General features: G+C 38.1%; 18 protein-coding genes. All 18 read left to right on the top strand.

Going from position 1 to position 20,580, the window contains the following annotated elements; all coding sequences use genetic code 11:
- Positions 1–12: 12 nt before the first annotated feature.
- Complete coding sequence (locus HH219_RS14955; RefSeq protein WP_054204449.1) at positions 13–789, top strand: DUF481 domain-containing protein; 777 nt, start codon at positions 13–15, stop codon at positions 787–789.
- A gap of 260 nt (positions 790–1,049) precedes the next feature.
- Positions 1,050–1,538: a transcription/translation regulatory transformer protein RfaH gene (rfaH, locus tag HH219_RS14960; protein WP_054204448.1), complete on the top strand. Its 489-nt coding sequence runs from the start codon at positions 1,050–1,052 to the stop codon at positions 1,536–1,538.
- A 919-nt stretch (positions 1,539–2,457) separates the two neighbouring features.
- Entirely contained in the window at positions 2,458–3,576 is a 1,119-nt protein-coding gene (locus tag HH219_RS14965; RefSeq protein WP_054204447.1) for a polysaccharide export protein, read from the top strand.
- 10 nt (positions 3,577–3,586) lie between these two features.
- Positions 3,587–4,021, top strand: a complete 435-nt coding sequence (locus HH219_RS14970; protein ID WP_169327916.1) for a low molecular weight protein-tyrosine-phosphatase — start codon at positions 3,587–3,589, stop codon at positions 4,019–4,021.
- 14 nt (positions 4,022–4,035) lie between these two features.
- A complete protein-coding gene (locus tag HH219_RS14975; protein WP_169327917.1) occupies positions 4,036–6,273 on the top strand; it encodes a polysaccharide biosynthesis tyrosine autokinase in 2,238 nt (745 codons plus the stop codon).
- An 893-nt stretch (positions 6,274–7,166) separates the two neighbouring features.
- Positions 7,167–8,447: a Vi polysaccharide biosynthesis UDP-N-acetylglucosamine C-6 dehydrogenase TviB gene (tviB, locus tag HH219_RS14980; RefSeq protein WP_169327918.1), complete on the top strand. Its 1,281-nt coding sequence runs from the start codon at positions 7,167–7,169 to the stop codon at positions 8,445–8,447.
- A 14-nt stretch (positions 8,448–8,461) separates the two neighbouring features.
- The gene (locus HH219_RS14985) at positions 8,462–9,418 is read left to right on the top strand and encodes a Gfo/Idh/MocA family oxidoreductase (protein ID WP_169327919.1); all 957 of its coding nucleotides are present in this window, start codon (positions 8,462–8,464) and stop codon (positions 9,416–9,418) included.
- A 2-nt stretch (positions 9,419–9,420) separates the two neighbouring features.
- Positions 9,421–9,996, top strand: coding sequence for an acyltransferase (locus tag HH219_RS14990; protein ID WP_169327920.1), 576 nt, complete (start codon positions 9,421–9,423; stop codon positions 9,994–9,996).
- Between the two features lie 146 nt (positions 9,997–10,142).
- Positions 10,143–11,207, top strand: a complete 1,065-nt coding sequence (locus HH219_RS14995) for a DegT/DnrJ/EryC1/StrS family aminotransferase (protein ID WP_169327930.1) — start codon at positions 10,143–10,145, stop codon at positions 11,205–11,207.
- A gap of 5 nt (positions 11,208–11,212) precedes the next feature.
- The gene (locus HH219_RS15000) at positions 11,213–12,304 is read left to right on the top strand and encodes a glycosyltransferase (protein WP_169327921.1); all 1,092 of its coding nucleotides are present in this window, start codon (positions 11,213–11,215) and stop codon (positions 12,302–12,304) included.
- Positions 12,291–13,715, top strand: a complete 1,425-nt coding sequence (locus HH219_RS15005; protein WP_169327922.1) for an oligosaccharide flippase family protein — start codon at positions 12,291–12,293, stop codon at positions 13,713–13,715. Before HH219_RS15000 ends, HH219_RS15005 begins: the two co-directional genes overlap by 14 nt.
- A 143-nt stretch (positions 13,716–13,858) precedes the next feature.
- Positions 13,859–15,112, top strand: coding sequence for an O-antigen polymerase (locus HH219_RS15010; RefSeq protein ID WP_169327923.1), 1,254 nt, complete (start codon positions 13,859–13,861; stop codon positions 15,110–15,112).
- A complete protein-coding gene (locus HH219_RS15015; RefSeq protein ID WP_169327924.1) occupies positions 15,105–16,220 on the top strand; it encodes a glycosyltransferase family 4 protein in 1,116 nt (371 codons plus the stop codon). The genes HH219_RS15010 and HH219_RS15015 overlap by 8 nt, the downstream gene beginning before the upstream one ends.
- A 70-nt stretch (positions 16,221–16,290) precedes the next feature.
- Positions 16,291–17,517, top strand: coding sequence for a glycosyltransferase family 4 protein (locus HH219_RS15020; RefSeq protein ID WP_169327925.1), 1,227 nt, complete (start codon positions 16,291–16,293; stop codon positions 17,515–17,517).
- Positions 17,514–18,110 (top strand): sugar transferase, encoded by a 597-nt coding sequence (locus tag HH219_RS15025; protein WP_169327926.1) that lies wholly within the window; start codon positions 17,514–17,516, stop codon positions 18,108–18,110. The genes HH219_RS15020 and HH219_RS15025 overlap by 4 nt, the downstream gene beginning before the upstream one ends.
- A complete protein-coding gene (locus HH219_RS15030; protein ID WP_211842150.1) occupies positions 18,103–18,732 on the top strand; it encodes an acetyltransferase in 630 nt (209 codons plus the stop codon). The genes HH219_RS15025 and HH219_RS15030 overlap by 8 nt, the downstream gene beginning before the upstream one ends.
- 46 nt (positions 18,733–18,778) lie before the next feature.
- Positions 18,779–19,954: a DegT/DnrJ/EryC1/StrS aminotransferase family protein gene (locus tag HH219_RS15035; RefSeq protein ID WP_169327927.1), complete on the top strand. Its 1,176-nt coding sequence runs from the start codon at positions 18,779–18,781 to the stop codon at positions 19,952–19,954.
- Positions 19,955–20,112: 158 nt separating this feature from the next.
- Positions 20,113–20,460, top strand: a complete 348-nt coding sequence (locus tag HH219_RS15040) for a four helix bundle protein (RefSeq protein ID WP_169327928.1) — start codon at positions 20,113–20,115, stop codon at positions 20,458–20,460.
- Positions 20,461–20,580 lie beyond the last annotated feature (120 nt).

Below are 20,580 nucleotides of genomic sequence, written 5' to 3' on the forward strand. Positions count from 1 at the left end.
GGTTATTTTTTAATGAAATTAAAGCTTTTATCAATTTTAGTTGCAGCATCTGCTGCAACTAACGCATTCGCTGAAGAAACTAAAACATGGGATGTTACCAGTGAGTTAGGCGCTATTATTACAAGCGGTAACACTGAAACAACCACTTTAAAAGGTGGGATCAAGGCACTCCATAACCTTGAAAGCTGGAACAACGAATATAGAATTGACGGTCTTTATAAAGAAGATGAAGTTGAGAACAGTGCAGGCGTGAAAGAAACACAGCGCACAAACGAAAAATATTCGTTATCAGCACAAGGTAACTATAAATTAAATGAAGATCACGCTCATTTATTTATTTATGGTTCACATGTGTCAGATTACTTTGGTGCGTTTCGCAACGAATCTGTAATTTCAGCAGGTTATGGCCAACGTTTGTTAGATCGTTCAGACATGTGGTTAAACGCAGAAATAGGCCCTGGTTATAAGTATTTTAAATACCCAGCAACAAGTACCGCAGTTGATAGTGATGGCGTATCACTTGCGGGTGAATACGAAGGTGAAGTAATTGCCCTAGGTAAACTTGATTACACCTGGAAAATATCAGACAACGCAAAGTTCACTCAGCTAGTGGGTATGGAATACGGCGATACAAATACCAAAACGCGCTCAGAAACAGCGCTATTAGCTAAAATTAACGGCTCGTTACAAATGAAGGTTGCGTACAACATTACGCACAACTCAGATGTGGCTAATGATAAAGAAAATACAGATACTGAAACCTCATTAACGCTAGTTTACAGCTTTTAATATTGTTTTAGTTAAAGTGTTTTGCATAAAGGGACTTAGGTCCCTTTTTATAAGCGTTAAAAAGAACTTTTGTAATAATTTGTAGATGAATTCTTTTGTAACTAATTAAAAGTTATAAAGTAACTAAAAGCGAATGCATATATGAAAAGTTTTAATGGGGTTTTATATGGACAGCCCCCCGAATCAACGCGTATAATCCCCGAGCTTAAATAGAAGTTGGCAGTTTTTTAAGTTAGTAAGCTAGTGTTTTAGGGATTGATATGGATAGTTGGTACTTATTATTTTGTAAGCCTCGCCAAGAAGCGCGTGCGCAGGTTAACTTACAAAACCAGGGAATGGAAGCGTTCTTCCCCCTATTAAAAACAGAAAAGCTGGTTAAAGGTCGTCGTACTTTAAAAGAATCAGCATTATTCCCTAATTACCTCTTTGTACGCTTAAACTCACAGCAATGCAATTTTTCTGCGGTAAAAAACACCCGCGGTATCAGTGGCTTTGTATCGTACGGATCGTCATACCAGATAGTCCCCGATTTGCTCATCAGCGAACTGCAAAAATTTCAACCTAATATTGATTCTCAAAACCTGCCTAGCTCAGGTGATTTAGTCTATTTAAATAATGGATCATTCAAGGGTGTTCAAGCAATTTACCAAGAACCTGATGGCGATATGCGCAGCATATTACTGGTTAATCTACTCAACCAAAAAATAAAAATGAGCGTAGATAACCGCGATATCAAAAAAGCAGGATAAATTTGCGTAGGCGGGGCTTTACGCCGCGCAAATGTAAGGTTGGATAAATGCTAAACCTGCGCGAGGTAAACTCCCGCCTACGGATTAGCATTGGTGTTTAATTTGCGTAGGCGGGGCTTTACGCCGCGCAAATGTAAGGTTGGATAAATGTTAAACCTGCGCGAGGTAAACTCTCGCCTACGGATTAGCATTGGTGTTTAATTTGCGTAGGCGGGGCTTTACGCCGCGCAAATGTAAGGTTGGATAAATTCTATACCTGCGCGAGGAAAACTCTCGCCTACAGGTTGGCATTGGTGTTTAATTTGCGTAGGCGAGGCTTTACGCCGCGCAAATGTAAGGTTGGATAAATGCTAAACCTGCGCGAGGTGCTGTGGTTAAGTAACTCCGCCTACGGGTTGGCATTGGTGTTTAATTTGCGTAGGCGGGGCTTTACGCCGCGCAAATGTGAGGTTGGATAAATGCTAAACCTGCGCGAGGTAAACTCCCGCCTACGGGTTGGTATTGGTGTTTAATTTACGTAGGCGCCCGCTTTAGCTGCGATTTATTATCTCAGCGCTAAACAATTTAAAATGTATTTATCAGTACGTAGGAACTGCAACCTAGGGGCGGAAGCGTGTCCGAAGTACCATTAAGCATTAAAAGTTAGGTTAACCGTACTGTGAGTACCTATTTTAAGTATCGAGTCAGCTTGTTTTCAGGTTTAAGCGATTATATTAAGTAAGCTATTTTGCGTGATAAAATACCGAATGGGCACTCTTTGTTAATCAAATTACAAAAAAGTTAATTGCACGCGCGATAACTGTACGGCCGACCTTGCGAAGCGGGTAGAGCCATGGTTTAATTAGCCAGCGAAAAATAGCAGCAATTACTTTAAAATACGCTGAAAGTTTTAGAATTTAATAATATTTGGGAATTAATAATGGCGCTAAGCTGTAAAACACTTGTGGCATCGTTCACTTTGCTCACAATGACAGGTTGTACAATCATCCCCGGTAGCCATTTCGAAGGAATCGAATCGGGTGAGAAAACACGAAACCTAGAGCAAGATCTTGAAAAAGTAAATATTCAAATTATTGACTCATCATTAATTTATCAGCAAAAGCAGGCGAGTAAAAAAATCAAGCCACCATCAAATCTCGATGGTATAGATACGCATGATTATGAATATAAACTTGGTGTTGGTGATGTATTAACTATAGGTGTATGGGATCACCCAGAATTAACAATACCAGCAGCGGTACAACGTACAGCTGAGTTTGATGGTTTTAGGGTGCAAGCTGATGGCACCATTACCTACGCGTACGCGCCAAATATTCCTGCTGCAGGTAAAACAGTTGGCCAAATCCATAAAGAATTAGTGAAACGATTAAGCCGCGTAATAGAAGACCCACAAGTTGATATTAAAGTGGTTGGTTTTAGAAGCCAAAAAACCTACATAACAGGTGAGGTTACTAAACCAGGCGTATACCCAGTAACAGAAATACCACTCACATTAATTGACGCACTTAATCAAGCAGGCGGCTTAACCGAAGCGGCAGACTGGCGCACAGTTACTTTTACCCGTGGCGAAAAAACAGAAGTTATTAAACTTGATGACTTTTATGCGCATGGCGATATTTCACAAAATCGCTTATTACAACATGGCGATATAGTGCATGTTAATCGCAACGATCTACAAAGTGTATTTGTACTTGGTGATGTTAAAAAAGCAGGCTCGGTAGACGTAAACCGTTATGGTTTAAATTTAGCTGAGGCTCTCAGTGAGTCTGGTGGCTTAAACGAAAACACAGCAAACGCAAACGGTGTTTTTGTATTACGTAAACGCGATTTAGAAAAAGACGGCATTATTGCTGATGTATACCAATTACACGCCAAAAATGTTGCTGCGCTAGTATTAGCTGAGCAGTTTGAATTGCAACCGCACGATATTGTATATGTAACCTCTGCGCCGTTAGCGCGCTGGAACCGCGTAATTAGCTTATTACTCCCATCTATCGCGACAGTTGACTCGATTGATGATTTAGCTACAAGACAATAAAAGGAATACGATGTTTGATTCTATCTTAGTGGTATGTGCAGGGAATATATGCCGCAGCCCAACTGCTGAATACGTTTTAAAAAGTAAGCTAGCAGGTAAGAATATACATGTTTCGTCGGCAGGGTTAACAGCCCTTGAAGGTAAACCTGCTGATGCAACAGCAAAGCAAATTGCTGTAAGTCATGGTATTAACATGGATGAACATCAAGGCCGTCAGTTAAGCTCTGCACTAGTGGCACAAAATAGTGTGATTTTAGTAATGGAGCAGCGGCATTTAACTGATTTGTGTAATCGCTACCCAGAAGCGCGCGGTAAGGCTTTTTTATTGGGTAAGTGGTTAGGCGATAAAGAAATCCCCGACCCTTACAGGCAAAGTCTAGAAGCGTTTGAACACGTATACGAATTAATCGACAGCGCCTGTAGCGCTTGGCAAAAGTATTTATAAGGATAGGCTAGTACATGAATGCTCAGCCCACTGCATTAGCAGCAAATAAACAAAACACAGTACAACAAGCAAGCCAAGAAATAGACTTAATGGCACTATTAGGTGCATTAATTGATCGTAAATATTTTATAATTGCGCTAACCGCCGCCTTTATGTTTATTGGCGTAGTTTATGCGGTGCTTTCGACCCCGGTATACCAAGCAACCGCGATGATCCAAGTTGAGGACGGCGGCGGCTCAGTTCCTGGTTTTGACGATATGGCCGGCATGTTCGAAAGCACATCAGCCGCTGTAACTGAGATTGAGTTATTAAAATCACGTTCAATTATTGGCGAAGCTGTTGATAGCTTAAAACTCGATATTATAGTTGAGCCAAAACTTTACCCATTTATTGGCGGTCGTGCATTTCGTAAATTTACACCAATTGCAGAGGGCGACTTAGCAGAACCTAGCTTTGGCGCAAGCTCATATGCGTGGGGCGGCGAGAGCGTTGATGTGTTTAGGTTTGATGTGCCAAATTCGGCTATAGGAAGGGGCTTTACGTTAGTTGCACAAGAAAATAACAGTGTTGCTTTACTAAGTGGTGACGGCGAACAAATTTTAGCGGGTAAAGTAGGGCAAGAGCTTACTAATGGTCAATTTAATTTAACTATTCGCAGCTTAAATGCCCGTGCGGGTACTGAATTTACAATTTTACGTAAAGATCGCTTAAACACTATTTTAGATTTACAAGTTGCTATAGATGCAAGCGAAAAAGGCAAAGACTCAGGGATTATTAATTTAGGTTTACAAAGTACAAAACCAGCTTATGCTGAAAAAGTGCTTAATAAAGTAGCTAGTATTTATGTCCGCCGTAATGTTGAGCGTAATAGCGCTGAGGCTAAAAAATCGCTCGATTTTTTAGAGGTGCAACTCCCTGAAATTAAAAAGCAACTTGAATTTGCTGAGCAGCGCTTTAACGATTATCAAATAAAACGCCAATCAATTAACATTACCTTAGAAACTCAAGCTGTACTCGAGCAAGTAGTGATCCTTGAAACCAAACTTCAAAGTTTGGAGCTTAGGCGTTTAGAGATGAGCCGTAAGTTTAAAAAGGACCACCCAACGTACCAAGGTTTACTTGAACAAATTAGCGCGGTAAAGGAGCAGAAAAAGGAACTGGTGGGTGAGGTAGGTAACCTGCCAGAAACGCAACAAGAGTTATTGCGTTTAAAACGCGATGTTGAAGTAAGCAATCAAATTTACACGTTATTATTAAGTAAAACACAAGAGCTAGATATTGTACGTGCAGGTACTGTCGGTAACGTACGTATTATTGATTTAGCCGAAGTTAATACGTCAAAACCGGTTAAGCCTAAAAAAGCACTTATTGTAATAGTAGCAACTATGTTCGGCGGGATGCTCGCTGTGGCAATTGTATTAGTACAAAAAGCTATGCATAAAGGGGTTGAAGACGCAAATGAAATTGAAGCAATAGGCCTGCCAGTATACGCAAGCGTACCGTATTCAGATTACCAAGATAAGCTAACTGGTTTTAGTAAGGCACTCAAAAACAAAACGAGTAAGCCAAAATCAATACTAGCACTTGATAACCCAGCAGATTTATCAATAGAGGCACTGCGTAGTTTACGTACCAGCCTGCACTTTGCGATGATGGAAGCTAAAAATAACCTTATTGCAATATCTGGCCCAAGCCCAGGTGTGGGTAAGTCATTTATATCAGTAAACTTAGCAGCGGTACTGGCACAAAGTGGTAAAAAAGTACTGATTATAGATGCTGATATGCGTAAAGGCTATTTGCAAACTCAGTTTGGATTAAAGTGGAATGATGGATTAAGTGATTACTTATCAGGTCGCTTAAACTTAACTCAAGTAACTAAACCTACAACAGTTGCAGGGTTAAGTGTAATTACGCGTGGCCAAATACCGCCAAACCCGTCAGAGTTATTAATGCACAGCAATTTTAGCAAATTGGTTGCAGAGGTAAGTGCAGAATACGATATTGTTATTATAGATACCCCGCCAATTTTAGCGGTAACCGACCCTGCTATTGTAAGTGCGCACACGGGCACTACATTATTGGTAACACGCTTTGGTCAAAACCACATTAAAGAAATTGAGCTAACCCGTAATCGTTTTGAGCAAAACGGGATAGATGTAAAAGGTGTAGTATTTAACGGCGTACTTAAAAAAGCCAGCAATGCCTACGGTTACTACGGCTACTACAACTACGAGTATAAATCGGATAAGTAAGAGAGATGTGCTAGGTGCTAGGGAAGTAACTAGGGCCTAGTTACTAAAACCTAGCTCCTATGTATTAAATGTAGGAGTCGGCTTTAGCCACGATGGTTTCTCTGTATAGCGAAGCGCCTCAATGACCTCGGTGGTAAAAAGTGTTTTGTAGGCGGGGCTTTATGCCGCGCACTTGTAATAAAAGTAAAAGATTAATCACAGAAAACACGTAGGAGTCGGCTTTAGCCGCGATGGTTTTTTCGTGTAGCGAAGCGCCTCAGTGACCTCGGTGGTAAAAATGTTTTGTAGGCATGGCTTTATGCCACGCACTTGTAATAAAAGTAAAATATTAACCACAGAAAACACGTAGGAGTCGGCTTTAGCCGCGATGGTTTTTTCGTGTAGCGAAGCGCCTCAATGACCTCGGTGGTAAAAAGTGTTTTGTAGGCGGGGCTTTATGCCGCGCACTTGTAATAAATGTAAAATATTAACCACAGGTAGCAAGTAGGAGTCGGCTTTAGCCACGAAAGGTTTCTCTGTATAGCGAAGCGCCTCGGTGCCCTTTGTGGTAAAAATTGTTTTGTACGCGGGGCTTATGCCGCGCACTTGTAATAAAAGTAAAATATTCACCACAGAGGACATGTAGGAGTCGGCTTTAGCCGCGATGGTTTTCTCTGTGTAGCTAAGCGCTTCGGTGACCTCGGTGGTAAAAACTGTTTTCGTAGGAGCTGGCTTTAGCCGCGAAAGGTTCGACCTTTCATCTTTTACTTTAAAGCTGATTAACCTAGAACCTAGAACCTAGAACCTAGAACCTAGAACCTAGAACCTAGAACCTAGAACCTAGAACCTAGAACCTAGAACCTAGAACCTAGAACCTAGAACTAATTTAAATTTAACATCAAGAGAGTATTAAAATGCACGATTCATTAACGGACCTAAAAATTGGCATCATAGGTTTAGGGTATGTAGGCCTGCCATTAGCAGTTGAATTCGGTAAGAAATACCCGGTATTAGGCTTTGACATTAACCAAAAGCGTGTTGATGCATTACAAGCTGGACATGATGCTACATTAGAAGTTAGTGATAACGAGCTTGCTGATGTAAAAAGCTTAACTTTTTCTAGTAATAAACAAGACCTAGCTGAATGCAATGTTTACATTGTAACGGTTCCAACCCCTATTGATGACAGTAATGCGCCAGATTTAACGCCACTTCGGAAAGCTTCAGAAATGCTTGGTGAGTTTGTTAAAAAGGGTGATGTTGTTATTTATGAATCTACAGTATACCCAGGTGCAACAGAAGAAGTCTGCTTACCGATTATAGAAAAAGTGTCAGAGCTTGTGTTCAACCAAGACTTTTTTGCAGGCTATTCACCAGAGCGAATTAACCCAGGTGATAAAGTAAATACGCTAACAAAAATAATGAAGATTACCTCAGGGTCTACTCCTGAAGTTGGCGAGTTTGTAAATAATTTATATGGCTCAATTATTACAGCAGGTACGCATTTAGCAGGTTCATTAAAAGTAGCTGAAGCTGCAAAAGTGATTGAGAATACCCAGCGTGATTTAAATATTGCCATTATCAATGAGTTTGCAAAAATATTTAATCGCCTAGGTATTGATACAGAAGAAGTACTTAATGCCGCAGGTACAAAATGGAACTTTTTAAAGTTTAAACCAGGCCTAGTTGGTGGACATTGTATTAGTGTTGACCCTTATTACCTAACTCATAAGGCGCAAGAGGTTGGCTACCGTCCAGAGGTTATTTTGGCAGGTCGCCGTATTAATGATGGTATGGGGGAGTATGTTGCAACTCAATTAGTTAAAAAACTATCAAGCCAGAAAATCCATATCGACGAAGCAAAAGTATTGGTGTTGGGCTTTACTTTTAAAGGTGATTGCCCTGATGTACGTAATACCAAGATTATCGATATCGTCAATGAATTAAAAGACTTTAACATGAGCGTTGACGTGTATGACGGCTGGGCAAATCCAGCAGAAGTAGAGCATGAGTATGGCTTATCATTGGTAAATACCTTAACGCAAGGGCACTACGATGGCATAGTTTTAGCCGTTGACCACAGTGAATTTAAAAACATGGGCGTAGAAGCCATCCGCAAGCTGGGTAAAGGCAAACATGTATTATATGACGTAAAACATGTGTTTGGCCCTAAAGACTCAGACATTAGATTGTAATAAAGGATTTTAATATGAAAAATTTCGCTCTTATCGGTGCCTCTGGTTACATTGCTCCACGCCACTTAAAAGCTATTAAAGAAACAGGCCATAACCTGTTAGTTGCAATGGATATTAATGACTCTGTTGGCATTATGGATAGCCACTTCCCGAATGCTGAGTTTTTTACTGAGTTTGAAGATTTTACAGCCTACGTAGAAGATCAAGCAATGCAAGGTAATAAAATTGACTATATTGCTATTTGTAGCCCTAACTATTTGCATGCACCACATATGAAGTACGCTTTAAAAAATGGCATCGATGTGATTTGTGAAAAGCCATTAGTACTGCACTCTGATGATATGGATATTTTAAAAGAGTATGAAGAAAAATACGGCGCAAGCGTAAACTCAATACTGCAATTAAGATTACACCCTTCAATTATTGCATTAAAAGAAAAAGTGGCCACAGCGCCTGCTGATAAAGTATTTGATGTTGACTTAACGTATATGACATCGCGTGGTAAATGGTACATGAAATCATGGAAAGGTTTTGACCATAAGTCAGGTGGTGTAGCAACTAATATTGGTGTGCATTTTTACGATATGCTGCATTTTATTTTTGGTGATCTTAAGCACAATGAAGTTCACTTTAGAGATGAAAAAACATCTAGTGGCTATCTTGAATATGAGCGCGCACGCGTTAAGTGGTTCTTATCTATAGATTCTAATAACTTACCAGAAAATGCAGTTAAAGGTGAAAAGCTTACCTACCGTAGTATTACTATTAATGACGGCAACAATACCGAAGAGCTTGAGTTTTCAGGTGGTTTTACTGATTTACACACTCAGAGCTATCAAAATATTTTAGCGGGTAACGGCTTTGGTATTGATGAAAACCGTGTTGCGATTGAAACGGTAGAAAAAATTCGTGAAATGCCTGTTGCAGTGGCTGGTAGCAAAGCGCACCCATTACTTTCAAAGGTATTATAATCATGAACTACCATGTGCATGAAAGCGCTATTGTTGATGCTGGCGCAAAAATAGGCAGTGACACACGAGTTTGGCATTTTGTGCACGTGTGTAGTGGCGCTCAAATTGGTGACGGCTGTTCGTTAGGGCAAAATGTATTTATCGGTAATAAAGTCACTATTGGTAATAACGTTAAAATACAAAATAACGTATCCGTTTACGATAATGTTCATATCGAAGATGATGTGTTTTGTGGGCCAAGCATGGTATTTACCAATGTGTACAACCCGCGCTCATTCATTGAGCGAAAAACAGAATACCGCGACACATTAGTAAAAAAAGGCGCAACGTTGGGCGCTAATTGCACCATTGTGTGTGGTGTAACAATTGGTGAGTATTCTTTGGTGGGTGCTGGTGCCGTCATTAATAAAAATGTACCTGCGTTTGCGTTAATGGTTGGCGTACCTGCCAAGCAAATTGGTTGGATAAGCAAATACGGCGAACAACTGAACCTACCATTAACAGGTAGCGCACGCAGCGCCTGTGAACATACTGGTGAAGAATATGTTTTAGAAGGCAGTGTGTTGTTTATAAAATAACACACACTTTTTAAATATCTCCAATTATTAATTATAGGTCGGGCTTTAGCCGATTAAGCCATCAAATCCTTAGGGTTTGGCGGCTGAAATTTAATAAGCTTATACAAACCAAACATATAACCTAATGTAAAGAATTTAAAATGACCATACAATTTATAGATTTAGCGGCGCAATATCAGCATTTAAAAACAAAAATAGACGCGCGAATTAAAACCGTTTTAGACCACGGGCACTATATTATGGGGCCAGAAGTGCAAGAACTCGAAAGCGAACTTGCAAACTATGTTGGTGTTAAACATGCCATAACCTGTGCAAATGGCACAGATGCACTCACACTTGCAATGATGGTACTTGGCATTAAAGCAGGTGATGCAGTTTTTTGCCCAACCTTTACGTTTTTTGCAACAGCAGAAGTTATAGCCTATGAAGGTGCAACCCCTGTATTTGTAGATTCAGATGAGGCAACGTTTAATATTTGCCCAATCGACCTAGAAAAACGCATTCAAGCAACAATTGCTGAAGGTAAGTTAACCCCGAAAGCAATTATAGCTGTTGATTTATTTGGCCTGCCAGCGAACTACCCTGAAATCCAAAAAATTGCCGATAAGTACAATCTAAAACTAGTTGAAGATGCGGCACAAGGATTTGGCGGCAGTATTGATGGCAAGCGCGCAGGTAGTTTTGGTGATATAGCCACAACCAGCTTTTTCCCTGCAAAACCCCTTGGTTGTTATGGTGATGGTGGTGCTGTTTTTACTAACAATGACGAATATGCTGAACTATTAAAGTCATACCGAGTGCACGGTAAAGGTAAAGATAAGTACGACAATATTCGTATCGGCATGAACAGCCGCTTAGATACCATTCAAGCGGCCATATTGCTTGAAAAATTAGCAGAGTTCCCTACAGAGCTTATTAATCGGAATAAAGCGGCAGATAACTACGAGAAAACACTGTCAGGTAAATACCAAACCCCACAGGTTCCTACAGGCTATGTAAGCTCATGGGCACAATACACTCTAGTATCACAAAACCGTGATGCAGATATGGCCGCTTATAAAGAGCAAGGTATACCTACTATGATTTATTATGGCACCTGCATGCATGAGCAGACTGCATTTAGTCAGTTGGGCTACCAAGCTGGGGACTTTCCGATTGCAGAACATTCAGCTAAGTCTGTGTTTAGTTTACCAATGCATCCATATTTGTAATTATTATGAAAGTTTTACTTGTTGCACCTATACATTCTCCAATTGTAAAAAGGTTAATATCCGCATTAGAGGGGTCAGGCATAGAACTTATTATTGCGTCTCATAATGCGGCGAAGGAAGTCGGAGTAATCGATTTGGGGCCATGTCGCTCAATGTTTTCTTATCTTTGTTTTTGGAAAATAAATAAACTAGTTAAGGAGCATCAACCAGATGTTGTACATGCGCATGTATTAAACCATTATGGCTTAATGGCTGCTTTTCAGAATAGGCCACTTCTAGTTGCGTTGTGGGGGTCTGATGTGATGCTTTCGACAAAAGCAGGGGCATTCATCACAAGAAAGCTGTTTAGAGTAATTAACTGGTTTGTGTTAAAGCGTGCTGATTATATTCACACTTCGGGTAAGCATGTAGCTAAAGAGGCTGAAAGCCAATGCAAAGGAGTGAAGAAAAAAATTAACACTTTCTATTGGGGGTTCCCATTACCTGAACTTGAATTAGATGTTTTAAATAGCACTTACCAAAATTTGAGTGACGAATTTGAATTAACTTCAGAAAAAAACATTGTATTCCCACGAGGGCTCGGTAACGTTTACAACCCTGAAGGTGCAGCTAAAATTATTAATTATTTAATGACTAAAGGTATCAAAGCAAAGCGTATTGTGGTACTTCGTGGCTTTGCAAATGAGGATTGTGTAAGAAAGTTTACTAGTTTAGTTGATATAGATAAGATAACATTTATTAATAGGCTCCTAGACCCTCAAGAGTTATATGCATTATATAAAAATACCTGCATGCATTTTTCTATACCACATTCTGATAGTCTAGGTGGTGGTGTTATTGAGCCTGCATTAGTGGGTAGTTTGCCTGTGCTCAGTGATCTTCCTTCATATAGAGATTTCTTAAAAGAAAGTAAAGGATTGCTGTTAACTGAATATACTTATAAGGAATTGGATGTTATTTATAATAAAATCACTGATGATCCTAATATAGAGAGTGACCTAGCATTATCAAAGTTAACTTCTAAATATAGTTTAAATAGTGTGGTAAATAATTTTAACCATATATATAAAGTAATGTCTGATAATGAATCTTCGTAAAATATTATTGTTTGCTCTAGGGCCATTAGGGAATTCAGTTTTAGGTTTATTTATACTACCCATATCAGCATGGTTCTTTACAACTGAGGATATTGGGCGCCTCTCTATGTATCAACTTGTTGTTAGTTTTTCAATTATTTTATTTGGTTTGGGCTTAGATCAAGGTTATGTGCGTGAATATCATGACTCTCCAGGATGTCAGAAAGATAAGTTATTTAAAACATTATTCCTGTCGGCTATCACGGTGCTTTTTTTAGTTGTTTTAGTTAGCTTATTGATTCCTGTTGAATTGTCGTACCTCGTTACAGGTATTCAATCAAAATGGATAAGTTTATATATCATTTTGGGAGTTGTATTTGCATTTATATCACGTTTTCTTGCACTAATACTCAGAATGAATGAAAGAGCTTTGGCTTATTCGTTGAGTCAGCTTCTCCCTAAGCTTTTGTTCTTATTTGTTTTGTTGTCATACTTGTATTTCGAAGTGGAGTCTGAGTTTGAATCTTTAATTGCAGCTCAACTTGCTGGGGTTGTTAGCGCCTTTGTTATTCTTATTATTAATACTCGAATTTCTTTAATCGATGCAATTAAAGAAAGTTTTGATCTTATTTTATTAAAAAGAATTTTATTATATACGGTACCTTTGATTGGAAGTGGGTTAACATTTTGGGGCTTAGCTGCGACAGATAAATTTTTATTAAGGTTACTGTCAACTTTTGAGGAGCTTGGCGTTTATTCTATGGCTTATAGCTTTTCAGCTGTAGCTCTTATTCTTCAAGCTATCTTTTCTACTGTTTGGGCTCCTCAAGTATATAAGTGGGCATCAAAAGGTGGGGGAGGGGAAAATGTTAAAGATTCAGTTCAGATTATTGCACTTGTAATTTGCCTTGTTTGGTCTTTCGTCGGATTATTGTCGTGGCTAAGTTTATTAATATTACCTGACGAATACGCGAGGGTTGACGTGTTAATTCTAGCAGTAATCGCATATCCCTTATTATATACTTTATCAGAGGCAACGGGGGTAGGCATCGGGGTGAAACGTAAAACTATGTATGCATTATTAGCTACATTTATAGCTTTAGTTATAAATTTCTTTGGCAACTATTTACTCATACCACTATTTCAAGCTGAAGGTGCAGCTATTTCTTCAGCAATATCCTTTTTTATATTTTTTATTATAAAAACAGAATATTCTAATCGAATTTGGGTTGAATTTGAGCGTTTTCGAATGTATTTAATTATATCAATTCATATAGCGTTGGCTTGTTTTCTTAATTTATTTACAAAGACACCTTTAGAGCTTAGGTTATTTCTATACACAGGAATTACATTGTTTACTCTGATATTATTTTGGAATGAAGTTAAACGCTCTATTGGCTTTATGAATAATTATAGGAAATTAAAGAGATGATTCTAAAGAAAAATAAACATGTTTTTTTTCTTTTTTTAGTAATTGTAATTACACTATTTAGCTTTTATATGGAGTTCCATGCACTGAACTCATTTTTGCCATTATTAAGTCTAATTCTGATTCTCTGTATAGTTACCTTTAACTTGTATTTAAATGATGATGATTTTTACTCGCCTTTATCTATGTTTTCTATTATGTATCTTGGCTACGCGATAGGTGGGTTCTATTATTCAGGGGCTACTCATAACTTTGGTAAATTTGTGGGTTTTTTAAATCTACAATCATCAACGGTTGTAGATTTAATGAGGGTTAGTCTTATTTATGCCATAATTTGCTTTTTGTGCTTTGGTGTAGGTTACTCTTTATTTAAGGAAAAAGTGCGTTTTAAAGATAGCTTTAGTATAAACGGGTTTTGGTGTTTTTATGTAAGGTATTATCGGATCTTAGTTATACCATTTTTAATTGTTGGTTTAGTGTATTGGTATTGGATTGCTCATGTTACTGCTGGTGGAATGCTTAATATGCTAATGTACTTTCAAGCATTTAGGCATCTAGTTGAAGATGCAAATGTAAGCACACTTCCATATCATTTTTATTATGCAGGCATTTATTTATGGCTCTTAGCAATACATATAAAAGGTGAACCAGTAACAAAGTTTTTCTTGTTTTGCAGTATCGTTGGATTGGTTATAAACCTTTCGCAAGGTCGAATAACTTTAGCAATTACATTTTTATTTTCTCAAATGTTTTTCTTTGCATTAAAAGATGAGAATTTGCGTAAAAAAGTTTTTATCTATTTTATATCACTTATGTCTTTTGCATTTGTTGTGTACTTTCTAAGAATGTTAAGTAACAGCTTATTCATAGGAGCTGATGGGAGTGCGTTAGATAAAAATATATTTGAAGTTATAATTGGCGGTGGGAATGTTGCCGATCTCCAACAGTTAGTCATTATATTTCATACGTATAGTGTAAATGAGGCTAATGTAGGTTTAACTTATTTTGACTGGATTAGAAATACACTTGGGCAATTTTTTGGTATGAAACCATCATCTATAGGATTGACTATAAAGCAACTTTATGTTCCCGAGAGCTCAGGTGCTCCAACGCCAGGTGCGATTGGAGAGGCTTATGTGAATTTTAATATTGCAGGGCCACTTTTTATGTTTTTTGTAGGCTTAGCTTTTACGTTTATTTATAAATATGTCATGAAGTCTGGGAGTCCATTATTACTTCTAATTTATTCTATATTTTTAGCTAGGTTTATATTTATTTATCCAAAAGTTGATTCAACTATGTTTATAAACTTTCTTTGGGGAGCTACTCCTTTTTTACTGGGTGTTGGCTTTATTTTTATTTTATTTGAATTGGCTAAAGGAAAAAAAATTAATGCTTAATAAAAAAATTGCCCATTTAACATCTGCACACCCTCGGTATGACACACGAATATTTATAAAAATGTGTAACTCTTTATACGCTGCAGGATATGATACGGCATTGATTGTTGCAGATGGTAAAGGCTCAGAGTTAAAAAATGGAATTGCAATTATAGATGTAGGTGTTAAAACAGGAGGTCGTATTTCTCGAATGACCAAAACAGTTTATAAAGTTTATAAAGCTGCGTTAAAGTTAGATGCTGATATATTTCATCTACACGATCCTGAGTTACTATTAGTTGCTTTACTTTTAAAACGTAAAGGTAAAAAGGTAGTTTTTGATGCGCATGAAGATTTACCTGTTCAAATATTAAGTAAACCGTATTTACATCCTTTTTTTGCAAAAGTAATTTCCAAAATTGCACATTATTACGAAAGTTTTTTATGTAAACGAATTGATGCGGTAGTCGCTGCTACTCCTTTTATCCGTGATAAATTCCTGAAAATAAATAGTACTACAGTTGATGTTAATAATTACCCTAAGGTTGAAGAGTTTATTAGTATTGATACAGCTAACTTTTCACAACGTGAGTCTTGTTGTTATATTGGCGGGATTACAAAAGTTAGAGGGATTTATGAAATTGTGGATGCGATGGTGCAAAGTGAGGCTAATGGTAGCTTATTGTTGGCGGGTAACTTTCTAGAAAAACAAGTGCAGAATGACGTTATAAAACTAGAAGGATGGAATAAGGTTGACGACCTTGGTTGGCTAAATCGTGAGGACATTCAAACTGTTTTAGGGCGTTCTTTTGCTGGTTTAGTTACATTGCATCCGATTGAAAATTATAAAGATGCATTACCGGTTAAAATGTTTGAATATATGGCCTCAGGTATTCCAGTAATAGCCTCGAATATCACATTATGGGAAGATATAGTTATAGGAGATGAGTGTGGTATCTGTGTAGACCCTTACTCAAGTAAAGAAATATCTGATGCTATGAATTATCTTGCTAATAATCTCGAAGTAGCCAAAGCTATGGGGGCTAGAGGGCGTGATGCTGTACTTAAAAAATATAATTGGCAGATTGAAGAAGAGAAATTATTTCAGCTTTATTCAAAATTAATTTAGAAATAAGTTTATTGCATGTCTTTGCTTTTGAGCAGCAAGAGATAATTAAGTATTCAATCGGCTGATTTTTATGAAAAAAAATGTATGGTATATTTCAAAGTATGCAAATGTAAGTACTTTCGGTGCAGATACCCGACAAGCCAGCTTTTGCAAGGAATTTGCAAAAGCTGGCCATAATGTACGGCTTATTACTTCAAACTCATCCCACCTTTATAGTTCTTTGCCTGAATTTGAGTCTCGCTATAAGGATATGGAAAACGACGGATATAAAGTAACCTGGGTCAACACTTTAAAATACACCAAGGCAACGAGCATTAAGCGTATTTTAAGTTGGCTTTGGTTTGAGTTTTTTGTGTTGGTTATGGCGTTTCGTAAGCAGTATGAAAAACCAGATGTAGTTATCGCATCTTCACTCTCAATTCTATCTGTATTGTCTGGTTGTTTTTATAAGCGCTTTTACAAAGCTAAATTTATTTTTGAAGTGCGTGATATTTGGCCTCAAACACTTATTGACTTAAAGGGGTTTAGTCATAAGCACCCATTAATTTGGTTTTTGTCAAAAGTTGAAAAGTTAGGTTATAAATACTCCGATTCAATAGTTGGTACAATGCCGGGCTTAAAAGATCATGTTGAAAATGAAGTAAGACTCGGCAGCAAAGTTGTATCAATACCGCAAGGTGTTAATTTAGATTTTTATAAAGGGAATCAACAAGAGTTATCTTCAGATTTTATAGAAAACTATATACCTAAAAATAAATTTATCGTTACTTACACAGGCACTATGGGTGATGCTAATGCACTAGAATATATAGTTAGTGCTGCAAAAATTATGCAGAGCGAACAGGTAGCTAATGTGCATTTTTTACTAGTCGGAGATGGTTACCTAAAAGAGCAGTTAATTGAACAAGCAAGGGTAATTAATAATATTACCTTTGCACCACCAATTAAAAAAGAGCAGGTTCAGCACGTTTTAAAGCTATCTAATATCTTAGTTGCTTCAGTAAGAAATGAAAAAATTTATAAGTATGGAATTTCATTAAATAAGTTTATTGATTATATGTACGCAAAGAAGCCAATTATCTGTATGTTTTCAGGGTATCCATCCATGATTAATGAAGCTAATAGTGGCGAGTTTACTCCTGCAGAAGATGTGGAGTCATTCGTTGAAGCTATTAAAAAACATCAAAAAATGAGTGCCGCTGAGCTTAATGAACTTGGTGAAAACGGGCATCGATTTTTAGTCGAACAGCGTGTTTTTTCGACATTAGGGAATAAGTTTATGGAGTTATTTAAATGAAACGCCTGTTTGATTTTATAGTTGCACTCAGTACATTACTTACTTTATTACCAGTAATAGTTATTGTTGCTGTATTAATTCGTTTTAAACTGGGCTCGCCTATTTTATTTACTCAAGACCGCCCAGGCTTAAATGGTAAAATTTTTAAAATGATGAAGTTTAGAACTATGCTTGACGGTAAGGATAGACAGGGCAATTTGCTGCCAGATAATGAGCGTATGACTAAGTTTGGCACATTTTTACGCTCTACAAGTTTAGATGAACTACCTGGTTTATTTAACGTATTAAAAGGTGATATGAGTTTAGTTGGGCCACGCCCTTTACTTGTACAATATTTACCTTTGTACAGTGCGGAGCAAGTGCGCCGCCATAATGTGCGCCCAGGTATTACTGGTTGGGCACAAGTGAATGGCCGTAATGCAATTAGCTGGGATCAAAAATTTAAATTTGATGTTTGGTATGTAGATAACCAAAGTTTTTTACTCGACTTTAAAATATTATTATTAACCGTAAAAAAAGTGTTTGTTCGTGAAGGTATTAGTGCTGACGGGCATGTAACTATTGAGCCATTTAAAGGCTCTAATAATGACTAAAACGTTAGCAATTGTGGGTGCAAGCGGCCATGGTAAGGTTATTGCTGATATTGCGGAGCTACTTGGTTTTACTGTCGAATTTTATGATGACGCTTACCCAACTAAAACACATATTGAGCATTGGTCTATAAATGGCACTTGTGCTGATTTAATCGCGTTAAATAATACAAATTCAGCGCCAAGTGATGTTGTTGTGGCCATTGGTAATAATGATATTCGCTTGCAAAAAATACAGTTATTACAACAAAATAATTTTAACCTGATTACCCTAATTCACCCGAGCGCAGTGATAAGCCAATATGCTGTAGTAGCAATGGGCACCGTAGTTTTTGCGGGTGCTGTTATTAATGCATTTGCAAAAATTGGTGTAGGTTGCATAATCAACACTGCAGCTGTTGTTGAGCATGATTGTATAATAGATGACTTTACTCATATTTGCCCTAATGTGGCTTTAGCCGGTGGTGTTACTATTGGGAGTAAAAGCTGGATTGGTATAGGAAGTCAAATAAAACAGTTAATAGTCGTTGGTGATAATTGTATGATAGGTGCTGGCAGTACAGTAATAAAAAATATACCTGATAATGTTATTGCATTTGGCTCTCCAGCAGTTTTGCGAAAATAAAAAATTAATCTGACCCCCATTTCTATATGGAATTAATAGGAACATCATGTTAAATACCCCTTTTTCTCCCTGGCCAAGCTTCACTACTGATGAAGCAGATGCTGTAAGTCGTGTAGTTTTGTCGAATAAAGTAAATTATTGGACTGGTACTGAAGGTCGTGAATTCGAAAAAGAATTTGCCGCATGGGCTGATTGTAGCTATGCCATAGCCTTAGGTAACGGGACTTTAGCACTTGATATTGCGCTTAAAGTGTTAGGTATTGGGACTGGTGATGAAGTTATAACCACACCACGTACTTTTTTAGCATCTGCCTCAAGCATTGTTACAGCGGGTGCTGCTCCTGTGTTTGCTGATGTTGACTTAAACAGCCAAGCAATTACGGTTGAGTCAATTAAGGCGGTGCTTACACCAAACACTAAAGCCGTTATTGTTGTACATTTAGCGGGTATGCCTGCTGAAATGGACGAGATAATGGCGCTCAGCAAAGAACATGGCTTTTATGTAATAGAAGACTGTGCACAAGCGCATGGCGCTAAGTATAAAGGTAAGTCTGTGGGCAGTATAGGCCACATTGGCGCGTGGAGTTTTTGCCAAGATAAAATAATGACTACTGGCGGCGAAGGCGGCATGGTAACCACAAACTCTAAAGAGCTATGGTCAGCTATGTGGAGCTATAAAGATCACGGTAAAAGCTTTGATGCAATTTATAATCGTGAACACCCACCAGGGTTTAGATGGTTACACGAAAGCTTTGGTACTAACTGGCGCATGACCGAAATGCAAGCCGTACTTGGCCGTATACAATTAACCCGCATGACAGAGTGGACAACCAAACGCCAAGGGTATGGTTTGCAGCTAGATCAAGCCGCAAGTGATTTTGACTGTATTCGCTTAGTTGTAGTGCCTGAGTATAGTGAGCACGCTGAATATAAACATTATATGTTTATTAAGCCTGAGTGTTTAGCCGAGGGGTGGGATCGTGACCGTATAGTAAACACCATTGTAGAGCACGGCGTACCTTGTTTTCAGGGGAGTTGTTCTGAAGTGTATTTAGAAAAAGCATTTGATAACACCCCGTGGCGTCCTGAAACTCGCCTACCAAATGCTGTTGAGTTAGGTGAAACGTCAATTATGTTTTTAGTGCACCCGACTTTAACCGAAGCTGAAATAGCAAAAACAACCCAAGTTATGAAAGAAGTGTTTGGGTTAGCGAGTAAGTGAAAGGTTGCTAGGGGCTAGGGAAGAGCTAAGTTTCGAGCCGTCAGCCGTCAGCCGTCAGCCGTCAGCCGTCAGCCGTCAGCCGTCAGATCACAGAGGTTATTTGCTTTTTAAATGTTTTGTACCTATAAATTTTTAAAACACTTTAAAAGAGTAACTGAATGAATTTCGAAAAGTTAGAAGTATGGAAACGTGCCGCACGATTGAGGGCTGATGTATATAAAAAGACAGCATACCTTAAAGATTTTGGTTTTAGAGATCAATTAACACGCTCCAGCCTATCAGTGCCTAGTAATATAGCTGAGGGGATGACTCCTGAAAGCAATAAAGAGCGGCTTAGATTTTTAGACATATCTAGATCTTCTTTAGCGGAAGCTAGAACACAGATTTATATTGGTATAGACATTAGTTATATAGATAAAAATATAGGCGCCCAGTGGATAAATGAAACCATTGAGTTATCAAAAATGTTGACAGCCCTAAAATCAAAAATAAAATTTGATAGCTGATAGCTGATAGCTGATAGCTGATAGCTGATAGCTGATAGCTGATAGCTGATAGCTGATAGCTGATAGCTGATAGCTGATAGCTGATAGCTGATAGCTGATAGCTGATAGCTGATAGCTGAT

Source organism: Pseudoalteromonas sp. NEC-BIFX-2020_015, assembly GCF_012952265.1.
GTDB lineage: Bacteria > Pseudomonadota > Gammaproteobacteria > Enterobacterales > Alteromonadaceae > Pseudoalteromonas > Pseudoalteromonas neustonica.